17 protein-coding genes are annotated in these 17,042 nt (G+C 54.6%); 7 read left to right on the top strand and 10 right to left on the bottom strand.

What is annotated here, in order from left to right; all coding sequences use genetic code 11:
- Window positions 1-9: 9 nt before the first annotated feature.
- From AC0IM9_RS05535 to AC0IM9_RS05545, 3 genes are read right to left on the bottom strand one after another with little or no spacing between them, the layout of a single operon-like run.
- Complete coding sequence (locus AC0IM9_RS05535; protein ID WP_445372493.1) at window positions 10-1,674, bottom strand: formylmethanofuran dehydrogenase subunit A; 1,665 nt, start codon at window positions 1,672-1,674, stop codon at window positions 10-12.
- A gap of 9 nt (window positions 1,675-1,683) precedes the next feature.
- A complete protein-coding gene (locus AC0IM9_RS05540; RefSeq protein WP_482803356.1) occupies window positions 1,684-2,943 on the bottom strand; it encodes a formylmethanofuran dehydrogenase subunit B in 1,260 nt (419 codons plus the stop codon).
- A gap of 10 nt (window positions 2,944-2,953) precedes the next feature.
- Window positions 2,954-3,331, bottom strand: a complete 378-nt coding sequence (locus tag AC0IM9_RS05545) for a 4a-hydroxytetrahydrobiopterin dehydratase (RefSeq protein ID WP_140910859.1) — start codon at window positions 3,329-3,331, stop codon at window positions 2,954-2,956.
- Between the two features lie 435 nt (window positions 3,332-3,766).
- Between AC0IM9_RS05545 and AC0IM9_RS05550 the strand changes: the two genes are divergently transcribed.
- Window positions 3,767-3,973, top strand: a complete 207-nt coding sequence (locus tag AC0IM9_RS05550) for a hypothetical protein (protein ID WP_140910858.1) — start codon at window positions 3,767-3,769, stop codon at window positions 3,971-3,973.
- 111 nt (window positions 3,974-4,084) lie between these two features.
- Here AC0IM9_RS05550 and AC0IM9_RS05555 read toward each other — a convergent pair whose 3' ends face one another.
- Window positions 4,085-4,276 carry a hypothetical protein gene (locus tag AC0IM9_RS05555; protein ID WP_186289472.1) on the bottom strand — a complete coding sequence of 64 codons (192 nt, stop codon included), beginning with the start codon at window positions 4,274-4,276 and terminating at the stop codon, window positions 4,085-4,087.
- Between the two features lie 426 nt (window positions 4,277-4,702).
- Here AC0IM9_RS05555 and AC0IM9_RS05560 point away from each other — a divergent pair, with 426 nt between their 5' ends.
- Window positions 4,703-5,011 carry a VOC family protein gene (locus AC0IM9_RS05560; protein ID WP_140910856.1) on the top strand — a complete coding sequence of 103 codons (309 nt, stop codon included), beginning with the start codon at window positions 4,703-4,705 and terminating at the stop codon, window positions 5,009-5,011.
- Here AC0IM9_RS05560 and AC0IM9_RS05565 read toward each other — a convergent pair.
- The 4 genes from AC0IM9_RS05565 to AC0IM9_RS05580 all read right to left on the bottom strand — a co-directional run bounded on the left by AC0IM9_RS05565 (window position 5,008) and on the right by AC0IM9_RS05580 (window position 9,353).
- On the bottom strand, window positions 5,008-5,517 hold the full coding sequence (locus tag AC0IM9_RS05565) for a J domain-containing protein (protein WP_482803357.1): 510 nt from the start codon (window positions 5,515-5,517) through the stop codon (window positions 5,008-5,010). The genes AC0IM9_RS05560 and AC0IM9_RS05565 overlap by 4 nt on opposite strands.
- Window positions 5,518-5,647: 130 nt before the next feature.
- On the bottom strand, window positions 5,648-6,331 hold the full coding sequence (locus AC0IM9_RS05570; protein WP_482803358.1) for a Fe2+-dependent dioxygenase: 684 nt from the start codon (window positions 6,329-6,331) through the stop codon (window positions 5,648-5,650).
- Between the two features lie 3 nt (window positions 6,332-6,334).
- Window positions 6,335-7,045: a PepSY-associated TM helix domain-containing protein gene (locus tag AC0IM9_RS05575; protein WP_482803359.1), complete on the bottom strand. Its 711-nt coding sequence runs from the start codon at window positions 7,043-7,045 to the stop codon at window positions 6,335-6,337.
- Window positions 7,046-7,172: 127 nt separating this feature from the next.
- On the bottom strand, window positions 7,173-9,353 hold the full coding sequence (locus AC0IM9_RS05580) for a TonB-dependent receptor (protein WP_445372498.1): 2,181 nt from the start codon (window positions 9,351-9,353) through the stop codon (window positions 7,173-7,175).
- Between the two features lie 316 nt (window positions 9,354-9,669).
- Here AC0IM9_RS05580 and AC0IM9_RS05585 point away from each other — a divergent pair, with 316 nt between their 5' ends.
- The 5 genes from AC0IM9_RS05585 (at window position 9,670) to AC0IM9_RS05605 (ending at window position 11,959) form a co-directional block, all read left to right on the top strand.
- Window positions 9,670-10,053 (top strand): hypothetical protein, encoded by a 384-nt coding sequence (locus tag AC0IM9_RS05585; protein ID WP_482803360.1) that lies wholly within the window; start codon window positions 9,670-9,672, stop codon window positions 10,051-10,053.
- Window positions 10,050-10,298 (top strand): hypothetical protein, encoded by a 249-nt coding sequence (locus AC0IM9_RS05590; RefSeq protein ID WP_278209519.1) that lies wholly within the window; start codon window positions 10,050-10,052, stop codon window positions 10,296-10,298. The genes AC0IM9_RS05585 and AC0IM9_RS05590 overlap by 4 nt, the downstream gene beginning before the upstream one ends.
- A gap of 12 nt (window positions 10,299-10,310) precedes the next feature.
- Complete coding sequence (locus tag AC0IM9_RS05595; RefSeq protein ID WP_482803361.1) at window positions 10,311-10,604, top strand: hypothetical protein; 294 nt, start codon at window positions 10,311-10,313, stop codon at window positions 10,602-10,604.
- A 291-nt stretch (window positions 10,605-10,895) separates the two neighbouring features.
- Window positions 10,896-11,390, top strand: coding sequence for a cupin domain-containing protein (locus AC0IM9_RS05600; protein ID WP_482803362.1), 495 nt, complete (start codon window positions 10,896-10,898; stop codon window positions 11,388-11,390).
- Complete coding sequence (locus tag AC0IM9_RS05605) at window positions 11,387-11,959, top strand: histidine phosphatase family protein (protein WP_482803363.1); 573 nt, start codon at window positions 11,387-11,389, stop codon at window positions 11,957-11,959. Before AC0IM9_RS05600 ends, AC0IM9_RS05605 begins: the two co-directional genes overlap by 4 nt.
- Window positions 11,960-12,459: 500 nt before the next feature.
- Here the strand turns inward: AC0IM9_RS05605 and AC0IM9_RS05610 are convergent, their stop codons facing one another.
- Both AC0IM9_RS05610 and AC0IM9_RS05615 read right to left on the bottom strand, forming a co-directional pair.
- Window positions 12,460-13,191 (bottom strand): hypothetical protein, encoded by a 732-nt coding sequence (locus AC0IM9_RS05610; protein ID WP_482803364.1) that lies wholly within the window; start codon window positions 13,189-13,191, stop codon window positions 12,460-12,462.
- On the bottom strand, window positions 13,191-16,460 hold the full coding sequence (locus AC0IM9_RS05615; protein WP_482803538.1) for an RHS repeat-associated core domain-containing protein: 3,270 nt from the start codon (window positions 16,458-16,460) through the stop codon (window positions 13,191-13,193). The genes AC0IM9_RS05610 and AC0IM9_RS05615 overlap by 1 nt, the downstream gene beginning before the upstream one ends.
- Window positions 16,461-17,042 lie beyond the last annotated feature (582 nt).

The following is a 17,042-nucleotide window of genomic DNA, read 5'->3' on the forward strand; positions in this document are numbered from 1 at the left end:
CCGATTGACCTATACGCCAATATGCAACGGATGCGTCGTCAAACTGCCGCGGCCGTCTTCGCTAATCTCATCATCGCTGATTTTAAAGTTGCCGAGTTTCATGGTCAGGTATTTATCGAAATACGGTTTCAGTTCGTTTTCGATAGACAGGTCGTAGTCCGGTCTGACGATGTGGGTGGTACCCCAGGTGACTTTGACGACTTCGCCGTCTTTTACCACCAGTTCGCCGTCTTTGAATACGTAATCCGGTTTCGAGAACATGGTCTCCCGATTGTCGTTTTCGGTATAGACGGTAATGTCGGCGAAGTTGCCGGGGCTGAGCGCGCCGCGGTCTTTCAGGCCGATGATGCGAGCGGCGCCGGCGCGGGTCATGATGGCAATTTCGTTCAAGCTGTATTCGCGCTCGATCGATGCCAACGTGGTCATCTTTTGTGCTTCCGGATGAATAGTCGCCAGCATGTCATTGCGGAAACTACGGTCCATCAGCAAACGGATCAAATGCGGATAGCTGGTGAACGGCGCGCCGTTGGGGTGGTCGGTGGTCAGGAAGATCCGCCACGGGTCTTCGACCAGCAGGAAGATTTCCAGGCCAATCGCCCATTGCAAGGCGTTGACGAAGTTCTGGTCCTTATACTTGAACGGCACCACGCCGCAGCCGGCATCGCATTCGATGTCCATACACACCCACTTGTTCGGACTGGCGAACTTGTGGTTGGCGTGTTGGCGCATGTTGTCGCCGGAGGCAGTGACGGTCTGGCCGAACAGGATTTGGCCGACGTCGGCGGTGATATTTTTATTCTTGTTGATCGCCTCGGCGATTTGCGCCGCGCCGGAGGAGAATTTGAAGTCGCCTTCGGTGCCGTAGCTGTGGAACTGAATATGAGTCAGATGCATCGGCAGGCCGTCGATGCCTTCGATTGTGTTCAAGGTGGTATCGACGTTGCCGGGGACGCCCAGGTTGCAGCCGTGCACGTGCAGGGGATGAGTCACGCCCAGTTCATTGACCGCGCGGGCCAGGGTTTGCAGCACTTGCCGCGGAGTGACGCCGTAATGAGCGTTTTGCTCGTCCAGCTCCAGCTTGCGTTGGTTGAATTTGAAGGCGTTGATGCCGCCGGCGTTAACCACTTTGACCCCGATGGCTTTGGCGGCGTTCAGCGTCCAGGCCACGTAATCGTTGACGGCTTTCTGGTCTTTTTTGGCGGTCAGCATACGCAGCAAAAAGTCGTCACTGCCCAGCATCACGTAGCCGCCTTTGTCGATGATCGGCGTATCGCCCATTTCCATGTGGGCCTGACGGGCGTTGACCGGTAATACTGCCGGTTCAAAGCAGGCGGTGTAGCCCATTTCGGCGTAACGGTAACCGGTGACGAAACTTGAAGGCATCGCATGACCGGTGCCGGAACGGGTCAAATGAGTGCGGTGCACCGGATCGGCCCGGTGATCTTCCGGCAGCAGGGTACGGGCGATGTTGCCCTTGCCGCCGCCGATGTGGGTGTGCATGTCGATGGCGCCCGACATGACGACTTTGCCGCGCAAGTCGTATTCCCGATCTACCGGACGGCCGTCCTTGGGCGCTTCGACGATACGGCCGTCCTGAATGTAAATATCCTGTTGCTGACCGGCAATGCCGCTGGCCGGGTCATAAATGGTGCCACCTGTGAGTTTTATCAGCATGTCGGTATCCTAAAGTGCTTGTTCAATGGCATTCAGCACCTCGGCGGTGCTAGGCAGACCGGAATCGCGCAATTTTTTCAAGCGCAAGGCCACTACACTATCCATCCGATAAACATGACCGGCGTGATCTATCCCCGGCGTACCGACCGGAATGAATACGTCGGGCTCGGGTTCGAGTTGCATGCCGGAACGGCCGACAACGATGGTCGGCAAGCCTGTTCGTGGTGGCGTCGCCGTTGCGTTATAGGCCTGCACCCATACCAAGGCATCGGCTTCGCCGTTGGCAATCATGGCCTGACTATCGAACAGAAACGGATCGTATTCCGGATAGCCTCTGGCGAAATTGACTCGTGCTGGATAACCGGTGGTCCAGCCGCAAACCTGATTGGCGGTGTAATCGCCTTCCTTGCCGCCCAGCGGCAGGCCGGAGCAACGGGTAGCCTGCATATTGATGTCTTTGACGATATTGCAGATCGTCTGGACAGTTAACTCAGCGTGTTCGAATGCCAGTTTACCTGCGCTCCACAATACGACGCCATAACGTGCCTGGCGTAATCTGTCGGCTACTTTTTGCAGTGCCGAAACCGCAATATTGCCGACGGTTTCAACCTGTAATGGTTGATTCCTGACCAGAGCAGACAGCACCGCCACCACGTCAGGTAGGTCGGCGTCGTCGCAGGCCAGCACGGTTGGTGTTTTGCCAGCAGGCGAAACAGCGGCCTTGCCCGCGGGTGTTTTGCCAAGATAAATCACGTCACGTTGATCAGTGCTTTCTAGGAACATCGCGTGTTCGTTCCATAAAAAGCGTTCGAAAAAGCGCGGTGCAAAGACTTCGGGATCGGTACCGATGATCAACAGCAAATCACAGCGATTCTTGACCTCGGCCAGTGTGGTGTTCATCCAGCCGGAATCCTGCATGGCCAACAAGTTGCGGCGCGCAAAATTGAAGTTGATGTTGTCGACCACCGCGCCAGCCTTGTCCGCCAGCGCCAGCAAGGCGCGCATGCCGTTGACGTCGGTCGCGCAGCCGCCGATGACTGGTTGCCGGGTGTCGCGCAGCAATTCGGCGGCTTTGGCGACGGCAGCCTCCAGGCTGGCAGTTTGGCCGGCGATACGCGGTGCGGTATCGCTAATCGGCTGTTCGAAGGCGGGGGTGTTGACCGCGCAACCGTTGGCGGTTACTGTCACGGCCAAGCCTTCCACCTTGATACTCAGATCGTCGGTGCCGATGCCGCAAAACGGGCTGGGTACCTCGGTGATTTCAGTCATCGTGCTGTCCTCAGTCTTTTTTAATGTATTTGAAACGCGGATCGTCCGGCGTGCCCTCGAAAATGCCGTCGGATTCGGCGGCGGCGTCCCACAACACCACCTGCTCGATTTTTTTTGCCAGTGCGAAATCCATTTCGGTCACGCCTTTGGCGGCATGGGTGACCAGTTTGACGATCACGAATGCGTAGGAAACCGTTAAATCCGGATGGTGCCAAGCTTTCTCCGCCAGATGGCCGACGGTATTGACGACCATCAACGTGGCTTTCCAGCCGCTCGTTTTGAATTTGCGCCGAATCCAGCCGTTCTCGTAATACCAGTGCGGCAAGTCGCGACTCAATCGTTCGGCAATTTCGGCTTCGCTATAAACTTTGAGTGTATCGTGAGGCATTGCCTATCCTCCGGGTTGAATCAATTCAACATTCTATCGCACAGTTTGGCCTGGTGTCTTTATGGCGCGTGGCTTCAGAATAGACTATTTAGCCGTGTCGGTGTAAAGCGGGCGAGTCGTTTTGTAGTTTCCAATGTTCAAGCGTGCTGCGATCCGGATTAGTATAGCGGTTTGGCTTGTAACGACACCAACCAACGCGGTTTTGGTTGGCATGGGGGTAAGCGAAATCTTTGCGGATCGCAGTCACAGTTTGCAAAAGGGCGGATTGCAGGTTTTTCAGTTCCGGCCGCTTAATTGAGTACGCCATGCCGGAGCAATAACGACGATGTCGCTGTTGAACAGGGCGGCATTGAAAAACAGCGTGATCGCCGCCAAGTCCGGCACTGAACTCAAAAACCGCTGTCGCGGTTATTTCACGAAACGGGGGATACAGAAATGTCCACGATGACTTTCGAGGCTTTATTGCAAACCGTGGCCGAACAGGAAGGCCAGATCGCAGAATTGAAAAGCCAATTGATTTGGCTGCAAGCCTTGCTGGAAAACCAGCGCCGGTTACAGTTAGCGCAGGAATTAGTGCAGATGGTCAGTCAGTATCCGGGCAAATTAAATTGTCCGATGGTGGTTTCGACCGAGGTGCACTGATTTAAGCCAGCATGGCTTGGTTTGCTGATGGCCGGCAGGAGAGGCCGATGTTTGGAGCCGATGCGAGGCGCCAAGCAACCGAGCCGATCGTCCCAGTCCGGGACGCAGGGCTCAGCCCTTTGATAGCCACTCGTTGCGCATTTCTTCCACCCGCCGCATCATCTCGTCGAGCGCTTTGACGGATTCTTTGTGGAGCGGGTGAGCGCGGTTATGGACCGGATGCTTGGTATCGTTGAGCAATTCCTCGATAAACCGCTCGTATTCCATCAGTTCGGCGGGTATGGAGTCTGGCTTTTCTTTCATCAGCATAACGACAAGTAGAATTGAAAGTATAAGAACATAAAAAAGCCCACATTGTAGTGGGCTCCGTCCGGTGTTTTTATGTTTTTTTGATGGACGCCTACCCGATGTAGCGGTAGGTTAAAGTGTTGCGATGTTTTTCTTGTTATACCGCCGAAACGGTCGCTTACCTCCTCCCCCTTTTTAAAGATACGCCCTTGCAAGGCGTATTGACCTAAGTCAAGGTGGGCGCATTCTAGTGAAGAAAAATGCGCTTGTCCAGAAAAACGCGACAATTTGTCGCATAATAAATTTAAGGGTTTTGTTCGGCGCTTAAATCCTGTTCGCAAGTCGCGGCCGCAGTTTGATTTGCCTCAATTTGCCGCCGAACTTTTGTGCGGTATAAATGGCCTGGCAACTGACTGGAAACAGGCCGCTGGAGGATAAAACATGGACACCATTCACCACATCGCGATTCAAGTCGACGATATTCAACAAAGCGTGGACTGGTACACCAGCCGTTACCAAGTGCGTGTGGCGTATCAGGACCAAACCTGGGCCTTGCTGCAATTTGCCAACGTAGCGCTGGCATTGGTGCTGCCCAACCAACACCCGCCGCATTTCGCCATCGTCTCCGAACATGCGGAGGATTACGGCCCATTGCAAACCCATCGCGACGGCACTGCATCGGTGTACATTCAAGACCCGGCCGGCAATCAGATCGAGATGATTCGGCTGGCAAAGATGGCCAACGATTAAACCCGGTCGTCTTCCTGCAACATCGCATAGGCGGCATTGATTCTTCGGGTTTCTTCTTCCGCCACTTGCCTGATTTTCGCGCCCAGGTTTTCGACCTTGTCCGGGTGGTATTCCGAAATTTTCTTCTTATAAGCGGCGCGGATGTCCAGCGGAATCGCGTCCGGCTTCACTTCCAGAATTGCAAAGCATTCGTCCATGGTTTTGACCGCGGTATCGTCGTCCGGCAGCTTGATTTCGGTGATATAGACGTTGTTATGCGCGTCGACGTCCAATTTGAACTGTGCCGCGCACTTGCGGCATTGGGCCTTGTTGCTTTTGACCGGTAGCGTGAATTTGATTTGCTGAGCGCAGGCCGGGCAGGAGATGACCCGGTCGTTGGGATTGGGCTTGGCTACGGCCGGTTTCGGCGATTTCTCCCGCTTCTGCTTGATCCGGCGCTTGATCAGCAAGTAGCCTAAGGCCATTGCGGCCGCGAATGCCGTAGCGGCGAAAATAAACGGGTTCATTGGCGGGATGTCTGCGAAGCTTGGGGCGCGGGTTGCGGATGTCGGCAAGTGTAGCCGATAGCGGCACAATAGGTTGCACGGCTCGAAACCGAATCCCGGTCAGCCGCCGCTAGAAAGTCGGGACGCGCGCTTAAACCTCAGCCCACATCCGCAGCAGGTTGTGGTAGCAGCCGGTCAGATTGACCACCGGCTCGCTGTCGCCACCGGTGTTGCGTAACTGCAGGATGGCCATGTCCATTTCGAACAGCAGCCGGCGGCGTTCGGTTTCGCGCACCATGCTTTCCAGCCAGAAAAACGACGCCACCCTGGCGCCGCCCGTCACCGGCTCCACCCGGTGCAGACTGGAGCCGGGATACAGCACCATGTCGCCGGCGGCCAGCTTGACGGCATGCTGGCCGTAGGTGTCTTCGATCACCAGTTCGCCGCCGTCGTAACTGTCCGGATCGGCCAAAAAAATCGTCGCCGACAAATCGGTGCGTACCCGCTGGCCGGTGACCGGACAATGCCGAACCGCATTGTCGATATGGTTGCCGAAGGTGTTGTGTTCACCTTCGTAACGGTTGAATAGGGGCGGGAAGATGCGCTTCGGCAGCGCCGCAGACAGGAACAAGGCGTTGCGATTCAGCGCGTCCAGCAAAATAGTGCGGGCCGCCGCGCTTTGGCTGGATTGTTCCGGCAACTGCCAGTTGTTTTTGACTTGCGCCGACTGGCTGCCGGCTGTGATCCGGCCGTCGGCCCAAGCCGCATCGGCCAGAATCCCGCGGACTCGGCTGAGTTCGTCCGGGTTCAGCACCTGCGGAATTTCGATCAACATGGCTCAAGCTCCGATCGCATCGATGGCGAAATACAGCATCAGGCTCAAAGAGCCCAAGCCCAAACCCGCCGCGGCCAGCCGATTACCGTGCAATCGCGTCCACAACAAAGTGCCGGTCAGACTGAGCAGAATCAGGCCGCCGGCCAGGGTATCGACCAGCAACACCCAGCCCACGCCCACCCCGACGCCCTTGTGCAGATTGTTCAGGGTTTGCAGCAGATTGGCGTCGCTTTGTTTAACCGTGACAAAAGCATTCCCTTCCCAGTAATCGGCCGACAACATATGTTGCGGGTTGCGCAGATTGATCTGCCACGAGGCCGGCTGTTGCACGGTCTGGTTATTCCAGGTCACGGTCCTGCCCGGTTCTTTTCGCGCTCTGGCGTGGCTGGTGTCGACGTTAAGTGTCTGGCCCAGCCAGGCCGCCAGCGCTTTCGGATCGGCCGGTTTCGGCTCGGGCAAGGCGATTTGGAATTCCTTGGGCTCCATCCGGCCGATCGGAATTTTCATCACCTCGCGGTGGTTCATCAAAATCCCGGTAAAACCGAACAGCAAACCCATCGCCGCGCCCCACAGCCCAAGCCAGGCGTGGGTGCGGCGCAGCCATTTCAAAAAAGCGCCGCGCGAAAGATTTTTGGGCAGGAATAAATAGCCGCCGTTGGTTTTCTTCGGCGGGCGGTTGGCTGGCGTGATCGATTGAGTAGTTGTTGTATCCATTAGGTGCTAATTGGTCTGTGTGATTCCCACATCCATGCGCGGCTGGACTGCAAACAGTCTGGGGTGAAAGAACGTACGTGGGTTTTAGTTTGTTGCCATCCCTGGCAGATTCTGGGTTCAAGAGTTTTTAAAACTTCATACTCACGCCGGCATTGACCGCAATCGGCGAGCCTGGGGTGATGTTGGTATTGCTATTGGCGGTTGCGTAGTACTGCTTATCCAAGAGATTTTCGATGTTGACTTGCAACTGGATATTTTTGGTTGCTTTGTAATAAGCAGCGGCATCAAAACGCAGGAAACCCGGCAGAGACACAGCATTGTCGCTGGCTGCAAACATTTTGCTGCGATAAACAGAGCCCAGTCCAACCCCCCATTTTTCGGTGATGTCATAACGATTCCACAATGAGAAGGTATGTTCCGGAACTTGAGCCAGAGTATTGCCCGCAGGCGCGGTGGCGGACAGGCTCTTGGTATATTCGGCATTTTGATAGGCGTAGCCGCCGATGACTTTCCAGGCTTCGGTGATGTTGCCGCTAAATCCAAGTTCTATGCCTCGAGTCCGTTGGCCATCCACCAAAAAGGACACCGCCGGATTGTTTGGGTCAGTGGCAACCGCGTTGAGGCGATCGAGCTGGAAAAACGCCAGTGTGGTGGAAAGATCCGCTGTGATGTCCCACTTGGCCCCCAGTTCATAATTTCTGAATTCTTCCGGTTTGAGTGCCTGGTTTGATAAGGATAGTGAGGATAATTGATCTCCCGCCCTCGGCACATAAGCGATACTGTAGTTGGCGTACAAAGAAAAATCTTCGCCGAAGGGTTTGTAGATCAGGCCCCCGCGTGGCGAAACCAAATCATCATTGGTCGCAAAGTTTTGGCCGTTGCGTTTATTTGTGAAATCAACTTCAAAGCGGTCGTATCGCAAGCCCATAATAGCTTGCCAATGTTCGCTGAGTTGGATTTGATCCTGCACGTAACCCGCTGCTATCGTTGCCACCCCGTGATTATTGGCGTCGGTGGCGCTCTGTCTGAAAACCACATTGCCTCTGTAGATGGGATCAGTCAACTTTACCAAGACAGAGGTCGTGTTGGGGCCAATCTCGTTAAAGTAACCGGTATTGCGAAAATTGTCGGTTTCCTGCCGCCCAAATTCCATGCCTGTCAGAAGCTTGTGTTTGAATGGACCGGTGTTTATTGAAAATGTCAGATCGGTTTGGTTGAAAAAGTTCTCGCGCTGGGTTGCATTGTTATAAGCCGAGATTGTGACCTGTGTGCCGGCAGCGTTGACAGCGCCGGGAAAGATATTTTGATAGAACTTATCGTAGGTGGCGTAACGGGTGCGGTTGCGAACAGATACACCGTTGCCAAAGTCGTGATCTAGCAAAGCATTGAACGAGTCGACTGTCGCGCCGGTCGGGCTACGGTCCGGGTCGCCAAAAAAAGTCGAGGAAGCGGTATTGACTGGCCGACCACCGAAAGACGAGATGCCTCGGTCGGCAGTTCTGGCGTCCTCGTAATGTTCGTAACCTAAAGTGATCTTGGTTTGATCGCTAGGACGCCAGCTTACCGTCGGATTGACACCCCACCGTGCCGCATCAAAGCCCTCGCGATAGCTGCGCGAGTTTTCCCACATACTCGTCAGGCGCACTGCGAAACTGTCGCTAATGACGTGATCGAAGTCTCCGGACAGTCGGTATTTATCGAACGAACCAAATTGCACGTTCATTTCGTGCGTGTTACTCCAGTCCGCCATTTTTGTGGCGCGGTTGATTAAACCACCGGAACCGCCACGGCCAAAGACCATCGCATTGGGGCCTTTCAAAACATCGACTCGTTCGATGTTATACAAGTCGCGGAAATACTGTACGTCATCGCGGATGCCATCGACATACATATCGCCTGTCGAACTGTTGCCGCGAAAAATAGGCGTATCGCGATTGCCTTCACCTTGGGCTATACCCACGCCGGGTACGTAGCGAATCGTGTCGGCGATGCTCTGCATGTTTTGGTCTTTAATCAGGTCCTGGGTAATGACGGTTAAGGATTGCGGAAGATCGATCAGTTTGGTATCGGTTTTGACTGCTGCGTTGTTGGTTTTGGCTTGATAACCTTTTACGGTATTGGCTTTTTTCTCCCGAACGGATTTGACCTTGACATCTTTTAAGATGACTTCCTGGTCCTTGTCGGCAACGGTGTTGGCTGTAGGTTCGGCTAGGGCAATGCCGCTCAAGGCGGCGCCGAGCGGCAGAAGGGCGCCCAGCCGCCATTTGGCGTTGCCGGATTTGCTACGGAGTGGTTTGGTGTCTGACATACGTTCCCCTAAGTTGGCATAGATTCGGTTGGCTGCCTGGCGAGGAACGCTGGGTGGCTATAAAGATGTCTTAATGCTGGTCTCGCGCGCTAATTCGGGCGGGAGCGCAATGCTCTGAGAACGGTGGTGCACGGAGCGTAATTGAAATCGTTCTCAAATAATAACGATTCTCATTTTATGTGTTTCGATTTGCTTGTCAATTGTTGCTGAGTCGCAATGGCTTGGCCCAGACCCTAAATTTCCATTTCAGATAAGCCGGCCCCACAGTCCGCTCGGAGTGCAAAATCTGCCGCCAAAATCAGGAATTACCTGAAGCTTGGCCGCTATCGCTTCGCGCGCGCCTCGGCCTGATTTGGCATTGTTGCGCGCTTTGAAAAAAATAATTTCGCGCAGAGAGGGAAAAGTGCTTTACGACTTAAATGAGAATAATTATCATTTAATTCAAATTCACTGCCTGTTAGCAATCGTGAAACGACTATTTTCATTTTGGGACAAAACGGATTGCGTCAATCTGGCGATTGCGCCGGACGTACTTGCAACGCTGGTCGAAACAGGCCAACTGCATGCCACCGATTTCCGTTGTCTGGATCTGGGGTCCAAGCAAATTGTCTGGAAGATGTTTTTATCGCTGGCCGCCGCAAAACTGGGTGGTCGGCAAGCTTTGGCGGATTTTTCTCTTAAATTAAGGAGCGAGCGATGAGTAAGAAACCCTGCAACCATGAATACCTGGCGGCCACCGAATTCGGTAAGGTCCAGATTTGCCGCGAATGCGGCGTCGTCCACTTGCACGTGCAGAATTTGACGATGCGGTTTGAAGTGGCCGATTTTCTCGGGCTGGCCGATACGTTGGCCGATGCGGCAATCCAGGCCAGAACCGGCGGCGATAAGGACAAGGCCAGACGCGCCGGCTTTACCGTGATCAAGCCCAGCCAGCGTTTGAATTGACCGGGCGAAGCGATGAGTTACCATCCGCAGGCGCTTGTCATCGCCATTTTATCGGCAACGATAGGCTGCAACTTCGTCGTTAAGATCCTGTTTCCGGAAGTCGGCGCCAAAATCGCCGAGGCATTGCAAAGCGATACAGCGCCAGTGCTTGGTGTCGCCGCGGTACTGGTGCTGATCGCCCTGGGACTTTTCGTTAAGTCCAACCGGAGCACCATCGATCGGGTATTGACCGGCGCCGCCGAACCGGCGGAAGTATGGCGCGCGTTTTTCAAACCCAGTGTTGCCCGGCGCCGCGATCCGAAATAGCGGATGCTATTCGTGCTTGGCCGCTGCTGCCCGAATGGCAACAACCCCTTAGAATCGTCCTGCAACAGCGCCGTCTCAATCGCGCAAACCCTCGCGCTGCTTTCTTGCAGCGGGTAGATCGCCAATCGAGCGCATAGACCGAGTCCAACACCAAGCAATCCCCGCCTCGAACACACCCATAACGGCGCGAACAAGCCGCAGTATAGTTACAACTGCCGCCAGACCGATTTTACCGGCGCCCGGTTTGTCGGCTAATCTGTCGCCTTGCCGCTCGTTTCCGGAGTTATCCATATGACCGAACTACCCTTCCCCGTCGCCGTTGCCGCCGAGCAAGTGCCGCCGCGGCCGCGAAAATCCTTGTATCCCCAAGCCATTCTCGATCTACATGGCACCCGCTTGGCGGGGCGGGAAAAGACGCCGCTCGGGGACGTGTTCGGGCTGCAAAACTTCGGCGTCAACCTGACCAAACTGGAACCCGGCGCGATTTCCGCCCTGCGCCACGCCCACGCCAAGCAGGACGAATTTATTTACATACTGCAAGGCACGCCGACGCTCTATACCGACGAGGGCGCGACACGGCTGGCGCCGGGCATGTGCGCCGGCTTCCAGGCCGGCAGCGGCAACGCCCATCGCTTGATCAACGAATCGGCGGGCGACGTGCTCTATCTGGAAATCGGCGACCGCACGCCGGGCGACCGGGTCGAATATCCGGACGACGACTTGCGGGCAGTCGGCACGGCCGACGGTTGGCAGTTTACCCATAACAACGGCGAGCCATATCCGTGACGGCGCCAACACCCGTACGCATCGTTTTGCTGCGGCACGGCCGGCCGAGCGTAGCGCTGACCGGCGTTTTGCGGGCGACCGATCTGGCGCGCTTGGCCGATGCTTACCGCGTCGCCGGCATCGTCGATGCGCCGCCGCCGGCAACCCGCGCAGTGCTAAAAGACATCGGCATGGCCTTGTGCAGCGATTTGCCGCGTTCCCGGCAATCGGCACAGGCACTGGGATTTGGGGAAAATCCGGTCGCCGATGCCCTGTTCGGCGAAGCCCAATTGCCGCACTTTCGCCAAGGCCGGATTCGCCTGCCGGCGGCCTTGTGGCTGACCGTGCTGCGCCTGCTGTGGCTGGCCGGCTTTTCCCGCAACGGCGAATCCTACGCCGCAGCCAAACGCCGTGCCCGCTCGGCCGCGCAGCGATTGATCGATCTTGCCTGTGTTCACGGCAGCGTAGCGTTGGTGGGACACGGCGTGATGAACCATTTGATCGGCCGCGAACTGCGCGCCCAGGGCTGGCGCTGCTGCCTGCGCCCCGGCAAGGACTATTGGGCTTACGCCGTTTATGAGGCGAAATGACGCATGGAGCTAAAGGATGTGGCGGGTGGCGAGGTGTTTCAATCGAGGTAACTCGCGAGCGATGCGCATCTCGTCGTTCGGTACATCCGATAAGTGCATCTTACGGCCTTCGAGGGCAGTGATCGGCCAAAAGCCGACGGTCGGTTTGCTAACGTAGGCTGGGTTGAATGCTAATGAAACCCAGCGTCGAAGGTGATTATTTGAGATGTACAAATGATTGTTTTAAAGCTTTTGCTGGGTTTCGCGTTGCTTAACCCAGCCTACGGCCCTGCCGTCGCCGTCCGGGTCTTCCTGGGCGGCGGTGTTGCCGTAGGGGGCGGTCGGCCAGTGCCAGACCGGCTGGTTCAGGTTGCCGGAAGCGATAAGATTCGCAACCCATGCGATTGATGCGCCTAACAGCAGACATCCTGTCGGTCATCAAATTTAGCGCACGTTATCGCGTTCAGCTGCACCCCACGTCAGCGCATATTACGGGTTGCGATAACCGTCTTTGATATGATTCACCGCCAATTCACAATAATGTCGTCATATTCTGAATAGCTTTTTACTCCGGCAACAGCGGCTTCGACCGAACGCCTGGAAAACACGCCGGTAGTTCGTTCGCATAAATCATCGAGGCGTTCGGTATGCACTCGCCAATCATCGGGCTTCTCGAAAAATTTCAACAAATGCAAATCCCCATTGCCCAATGTCTCGGTTGAAATAGCTTCGGCGGATAAATCGACCAGATTAACGTGGTATTTATTTAGTAATTCATTCGATAGCAACGTGTACCAATACACGCCGGAAATATATTTTTCCAGCTTTCGGCCTATCCCGGCTTGGATGTGGTTTTTGCCTAGCGTAATATAATGGCAATTCCTATACTTATATTCATCATGACTACAGGCATAACCAAAAATTGGCTCGAATTTAGCTAAGCATTGAATAAAATCGATTACTAGATCATTTAATGTTACATCTTCCAGCCACATAGTAACTTCGGCATAACCAACACTATGATTCGATATATTAAAATTAGTTTTATTTTCGGTATACAAGAAAAAACCTAGCGGATTATCTAGCTGAAAATCACGAAATCGTTTCTCATCAGCCAGTACATTATTCTTAATAATCTTGCCTTCATCTTTAGCAAAATAGATCGGCTTTATCGGAGCTGGAAGCTCTTGTAAATTGTTTACAATGCCTTGAGTATCCATGCCTTTTTCAAAATATAAATTAGCAATGATCATTATTGTGGTCCTAAATCGTCGCGTCTAATAATGTTATAGTTGAACGCCTTTTCAGCTTCTCCGTTTACCCGAGTATTCGTTCCAGTAATCAACTCGGGTTCCCTACCCGATGCCTTTGCCGCTTCAGTCTGAATGCGGATTTGTTTGGTGCAAGTAACACACGCGGTATCCTTGATTTCAATCGATTTGTTTTTGGTTAGTGCATCGGGAATGGCATTGCCTTCTGCGGTACTGACCTTTTCCGTATTCTTTTTCAGGCCAAGGTCGTTTAATACTCTGGTTTCGGCTTCTTTGCCTCTAGCCATGGCGTTCGCTGCTTTCTCAGCTTTTTGCGCAGTATTAACCGCCTTCTCGACTTTCTCAACCTTCTGGGCAAAGCCCAAAAAGCTTTTTGCTGAGTTAAAAATAGCGCTAGCAAAACCCCACCATGATGTCCCGGTCGGATCCATATAGTGCACCGGATTGCCATTGGCATAGGTATACACATTAATCCCGCCCTCCAGCTTGAGCAAATCCGGTTGCAGGTAACGGCCGGTTCTGGGGTTGAAGAAACGGGTGTGGTTATAGTGCAGACCGGATTCGGCGTCGTAATACTGGCCGGGGTAGCGCAGATTGAAGGTGACCTTTGCTCCGTCGCCGTCCGGGTCTTCCTGGGCCGCCGTATTGCCGTAGGGGGCGATTGGCCAATGCCAGACCGGCTGGTTCAGGTTGCCGCTGGCTCTGCGCAGGTAGCGCGGGGTGTTGGTGAAGTCGGTTTCGATGAAGTACACTGCCGCCAAGCTGCCGTTGGCGGTTTGATCGACCACCGCCAGCGGGATGTCGCCCAGCCAGACGTAGTTGCGGCGGGCGCCGTTGGCCGATTGTTCGTAAAGCAGGTGGTGCTGGCGGTCATAGACATAGCGCTGGCGGATCCCGGTGGCGATTTTCATGACCCGGCGACGCTCGCCGTCGTAGACGTAACGCGAAGGGTTGTCGCCGACGAAATACACCAGATTTCTGGCTGTATCGTAGCCGAACAATATGTCGCCCAGTGTGCTCGGATAACCGGACAAGTCGTACTGGTAAGTTTGGCCAAAGGCCGGCGTAGGTGTCTGGTTTTCCTGCAACAGGCGGTTGCCGTCGTAGCTCAGCGTATTGCTGGCGATTAGGGTGCCAGCGGTGTTGAAAGCTTGTACCTGTTGCAGATTGCCGTTGGCATCGTGTTGCAACAGGGTGCGCTGTAAGGTATCGCCCAGGCGTTGTTCGGCCAAGTGGTCCTGGTCGTCGTAGCCGAAGCGGATGTCGCCGTAGGCGGCGACCCGGTTTCGGCTGTCGTAGCCGAGATTGAAGTTGTAAAGCGATTGTGTGCCGTTAGAAAGATGGATCGCCGCCAGCCGGCCGCCAGCATCGCGTTTGCGTTCGTAAGTTAAGCCATTGCCGTAGGTTAACTTGGACAAACGATTGATCAGCGGTTGCCATTGGATGTTGCTCGCCAGCGTGAATTGGGTGTCGCCGATACGGCCGTTCAGGGCTTGCGGCCGACCGTCGGCGCCGTAGGTATAACTTACGCGGAGCCCGCCGGGGTAATCGATTTGCGTCGGTTTGCCGCTACCTTCAGCGCCTGCGGTATACGCCGTGGCTGTGCTGAATGTGGTTTGGTTGGTGATGGATTGTACGGTTCCGGTCACATCACCGCGCGCGTTGTAACGGAAGTCGTCGTTGACGGTGAGGGTGCCTTCGCCGGAGAAATTGCTGCGTTGTTGGCGAGCCAGTCGGCCGACATAATTGGCCGATGTTTCGCCGCTCAATGTCGGCGTATCCCATGTCAGATTTAGACGGCTGCTGTCTGCATAGCGGGCTTCCCTTAGGCGGTTGAGGCTATCGTAAATTTTATCGGTAGCGTGGTAGTCGGCATCAATGCGCATACGCTCGTTGCCCGCCCGGTCGAACAATGCATTGCGGGTGCCGAAATCCGGCGACGTTTCCTCGGTGGGTTTATCGATTTCGTTGTAGTCCAGCTCGGCATGAACGCCGTTGGGATCGGCAACTTTACTGACGCGGCCGGCCTGGTCGTACCACAAATCGAACAGCGGGGTTTGCGTCCCCAGTGTGCCGTTACTCATTAGCGGGGCAAAGGCTTGCGAATTGATTTGGTCGAGCGCGGTATAGCCGGTAAGGTCGCAAATCTCGCCGCTGCGGCAGGAACGGGTTTCCAGATTATTGGCATTGTAACTGTAATCGGTATGCCAACTACCGGTGCCGTCGCTGGCACGAATCAGGCGCCCTGCTTCGTCATAGCTGTTTAGCCAGCGTTGCGGCGTTTCCCCGGTCTTAGAGGCAACGGTTTCCAGGATGTTGCCGCGGCTGTCGCGTTTGTACTCAACTTGTTCGGTTGTGGTACCGGAGGTACGGCTGACGGTTTTGACCGAACCGGCTGGCGTATGCGTGTAGTTCAGAGTGGTGCCGTCCGGGCGAGTAATGCTTTGCAGGCGGCCGTTGGAGGTATAGCTGTATTGGGTCAGATCGCCGTCGATCGACACGGCGGTGGGCTGACGCAAGGCGTTGTAGGATATGAGGGTATGCCGGCCGTTGTGATCGACCCGTTCGGTGACTTGTCCATGCGTATTGACGCTAAGGACTTCCTCGACTTGGCCTAGGGCATTGGTGGTTTTCCACAGGTCGCCGTTGCTGCGGTATTCGGTGACCGTACTGCCGTTTTCCGGCATCGGCCCGGTTTTAACGACTCTTAGTACAACGTGGTTGTCAGGATCGTAGCTGTAGTCGTAGCGGATTTCATGGCATGTAAACAACCAAGGCCAAGTCGCTGAGGTCGGGCAACTGTCGTTGACCAGTGCTTGGCTGCTGGGATGGACCATTTCTTTGACGACATGGCCCCGATCGTTGTAACGCCACTCGCGGGTGATACCGCCCCGGGTTTCCGAGGTCTTCAACGGAAAACGGCTGTCCCAAGTGCGGGTGGTGGTGCGGGCTTCGGGGGTGCCGTAGGCTTCGGTTTCGGTTAACGGTAGACCGCGTTCATTATTGCTGAAGAGGCTTGTTCTGCCTAAATAGTCGGTGCGGGAAAGCAGATCGCCATTTTGCGGGTTATAAGAATACGAAATGAAATCTTCTTCACAGTTGGCGCATCGAGCGTGGACTCCACTCGGTCGGAATAGCCAAATAACTTCACTGGGAGTGAGATTTGTGTATGTTCGATAATTGACGAAACTACGATAAGCCCCGGCATCGGAATCGGCAAATTGTTCGATCAATTGGTATTTGGTTGGCACCGATCCGGTCACGTGGCTACGTTGCTGAATCCTGTCTTTGGAATTGTGTCCAGCCTGAGCAATGCGCGAATATGAAAGAAAATTCCCGCAGATACCGAATTCTTGTTTGAGCAGCGTTTTTCCGCCCTCTGATATCGTATCGAGAAAGTTATAAGTGATAAAACTATCGATGTCAGGACCGCAATCTATGCCTCTGTATGTATAGGTCCTGACCAGTGGTGTCGCACCGGCAGACACAGCTGGTAACGTCAGGGTGCTTGTGCTGGCTGTGACGATTGAACTATAGGTATATGTTTGCTCGTTGGGATCGGTCATCGAAACCAGCTGGCCGTTGTTATATCCAATGCTCAAAGCTCGCCCGCTTGGCACGTGGGTAATCCTAATGATCAGGTTGCCGCCATTGACTGGGTGATAACTCACCATGTGTTCTATTCCTGAACGATCGAAGCGAGCTACTAAAAGTCCAAGGCTATTGTATGCTTCGCGAATCCCAGAGTTGAAATGAGTGTAGACCCAGCGATAACTGGTGCCGTTGATCATACTGTTCGCTACAAGAGTGTCGCGCACGTCTTTTGATTCTGG

The organism is Methylomonas sp. Uni0011 (assembly GCF_056850255.1).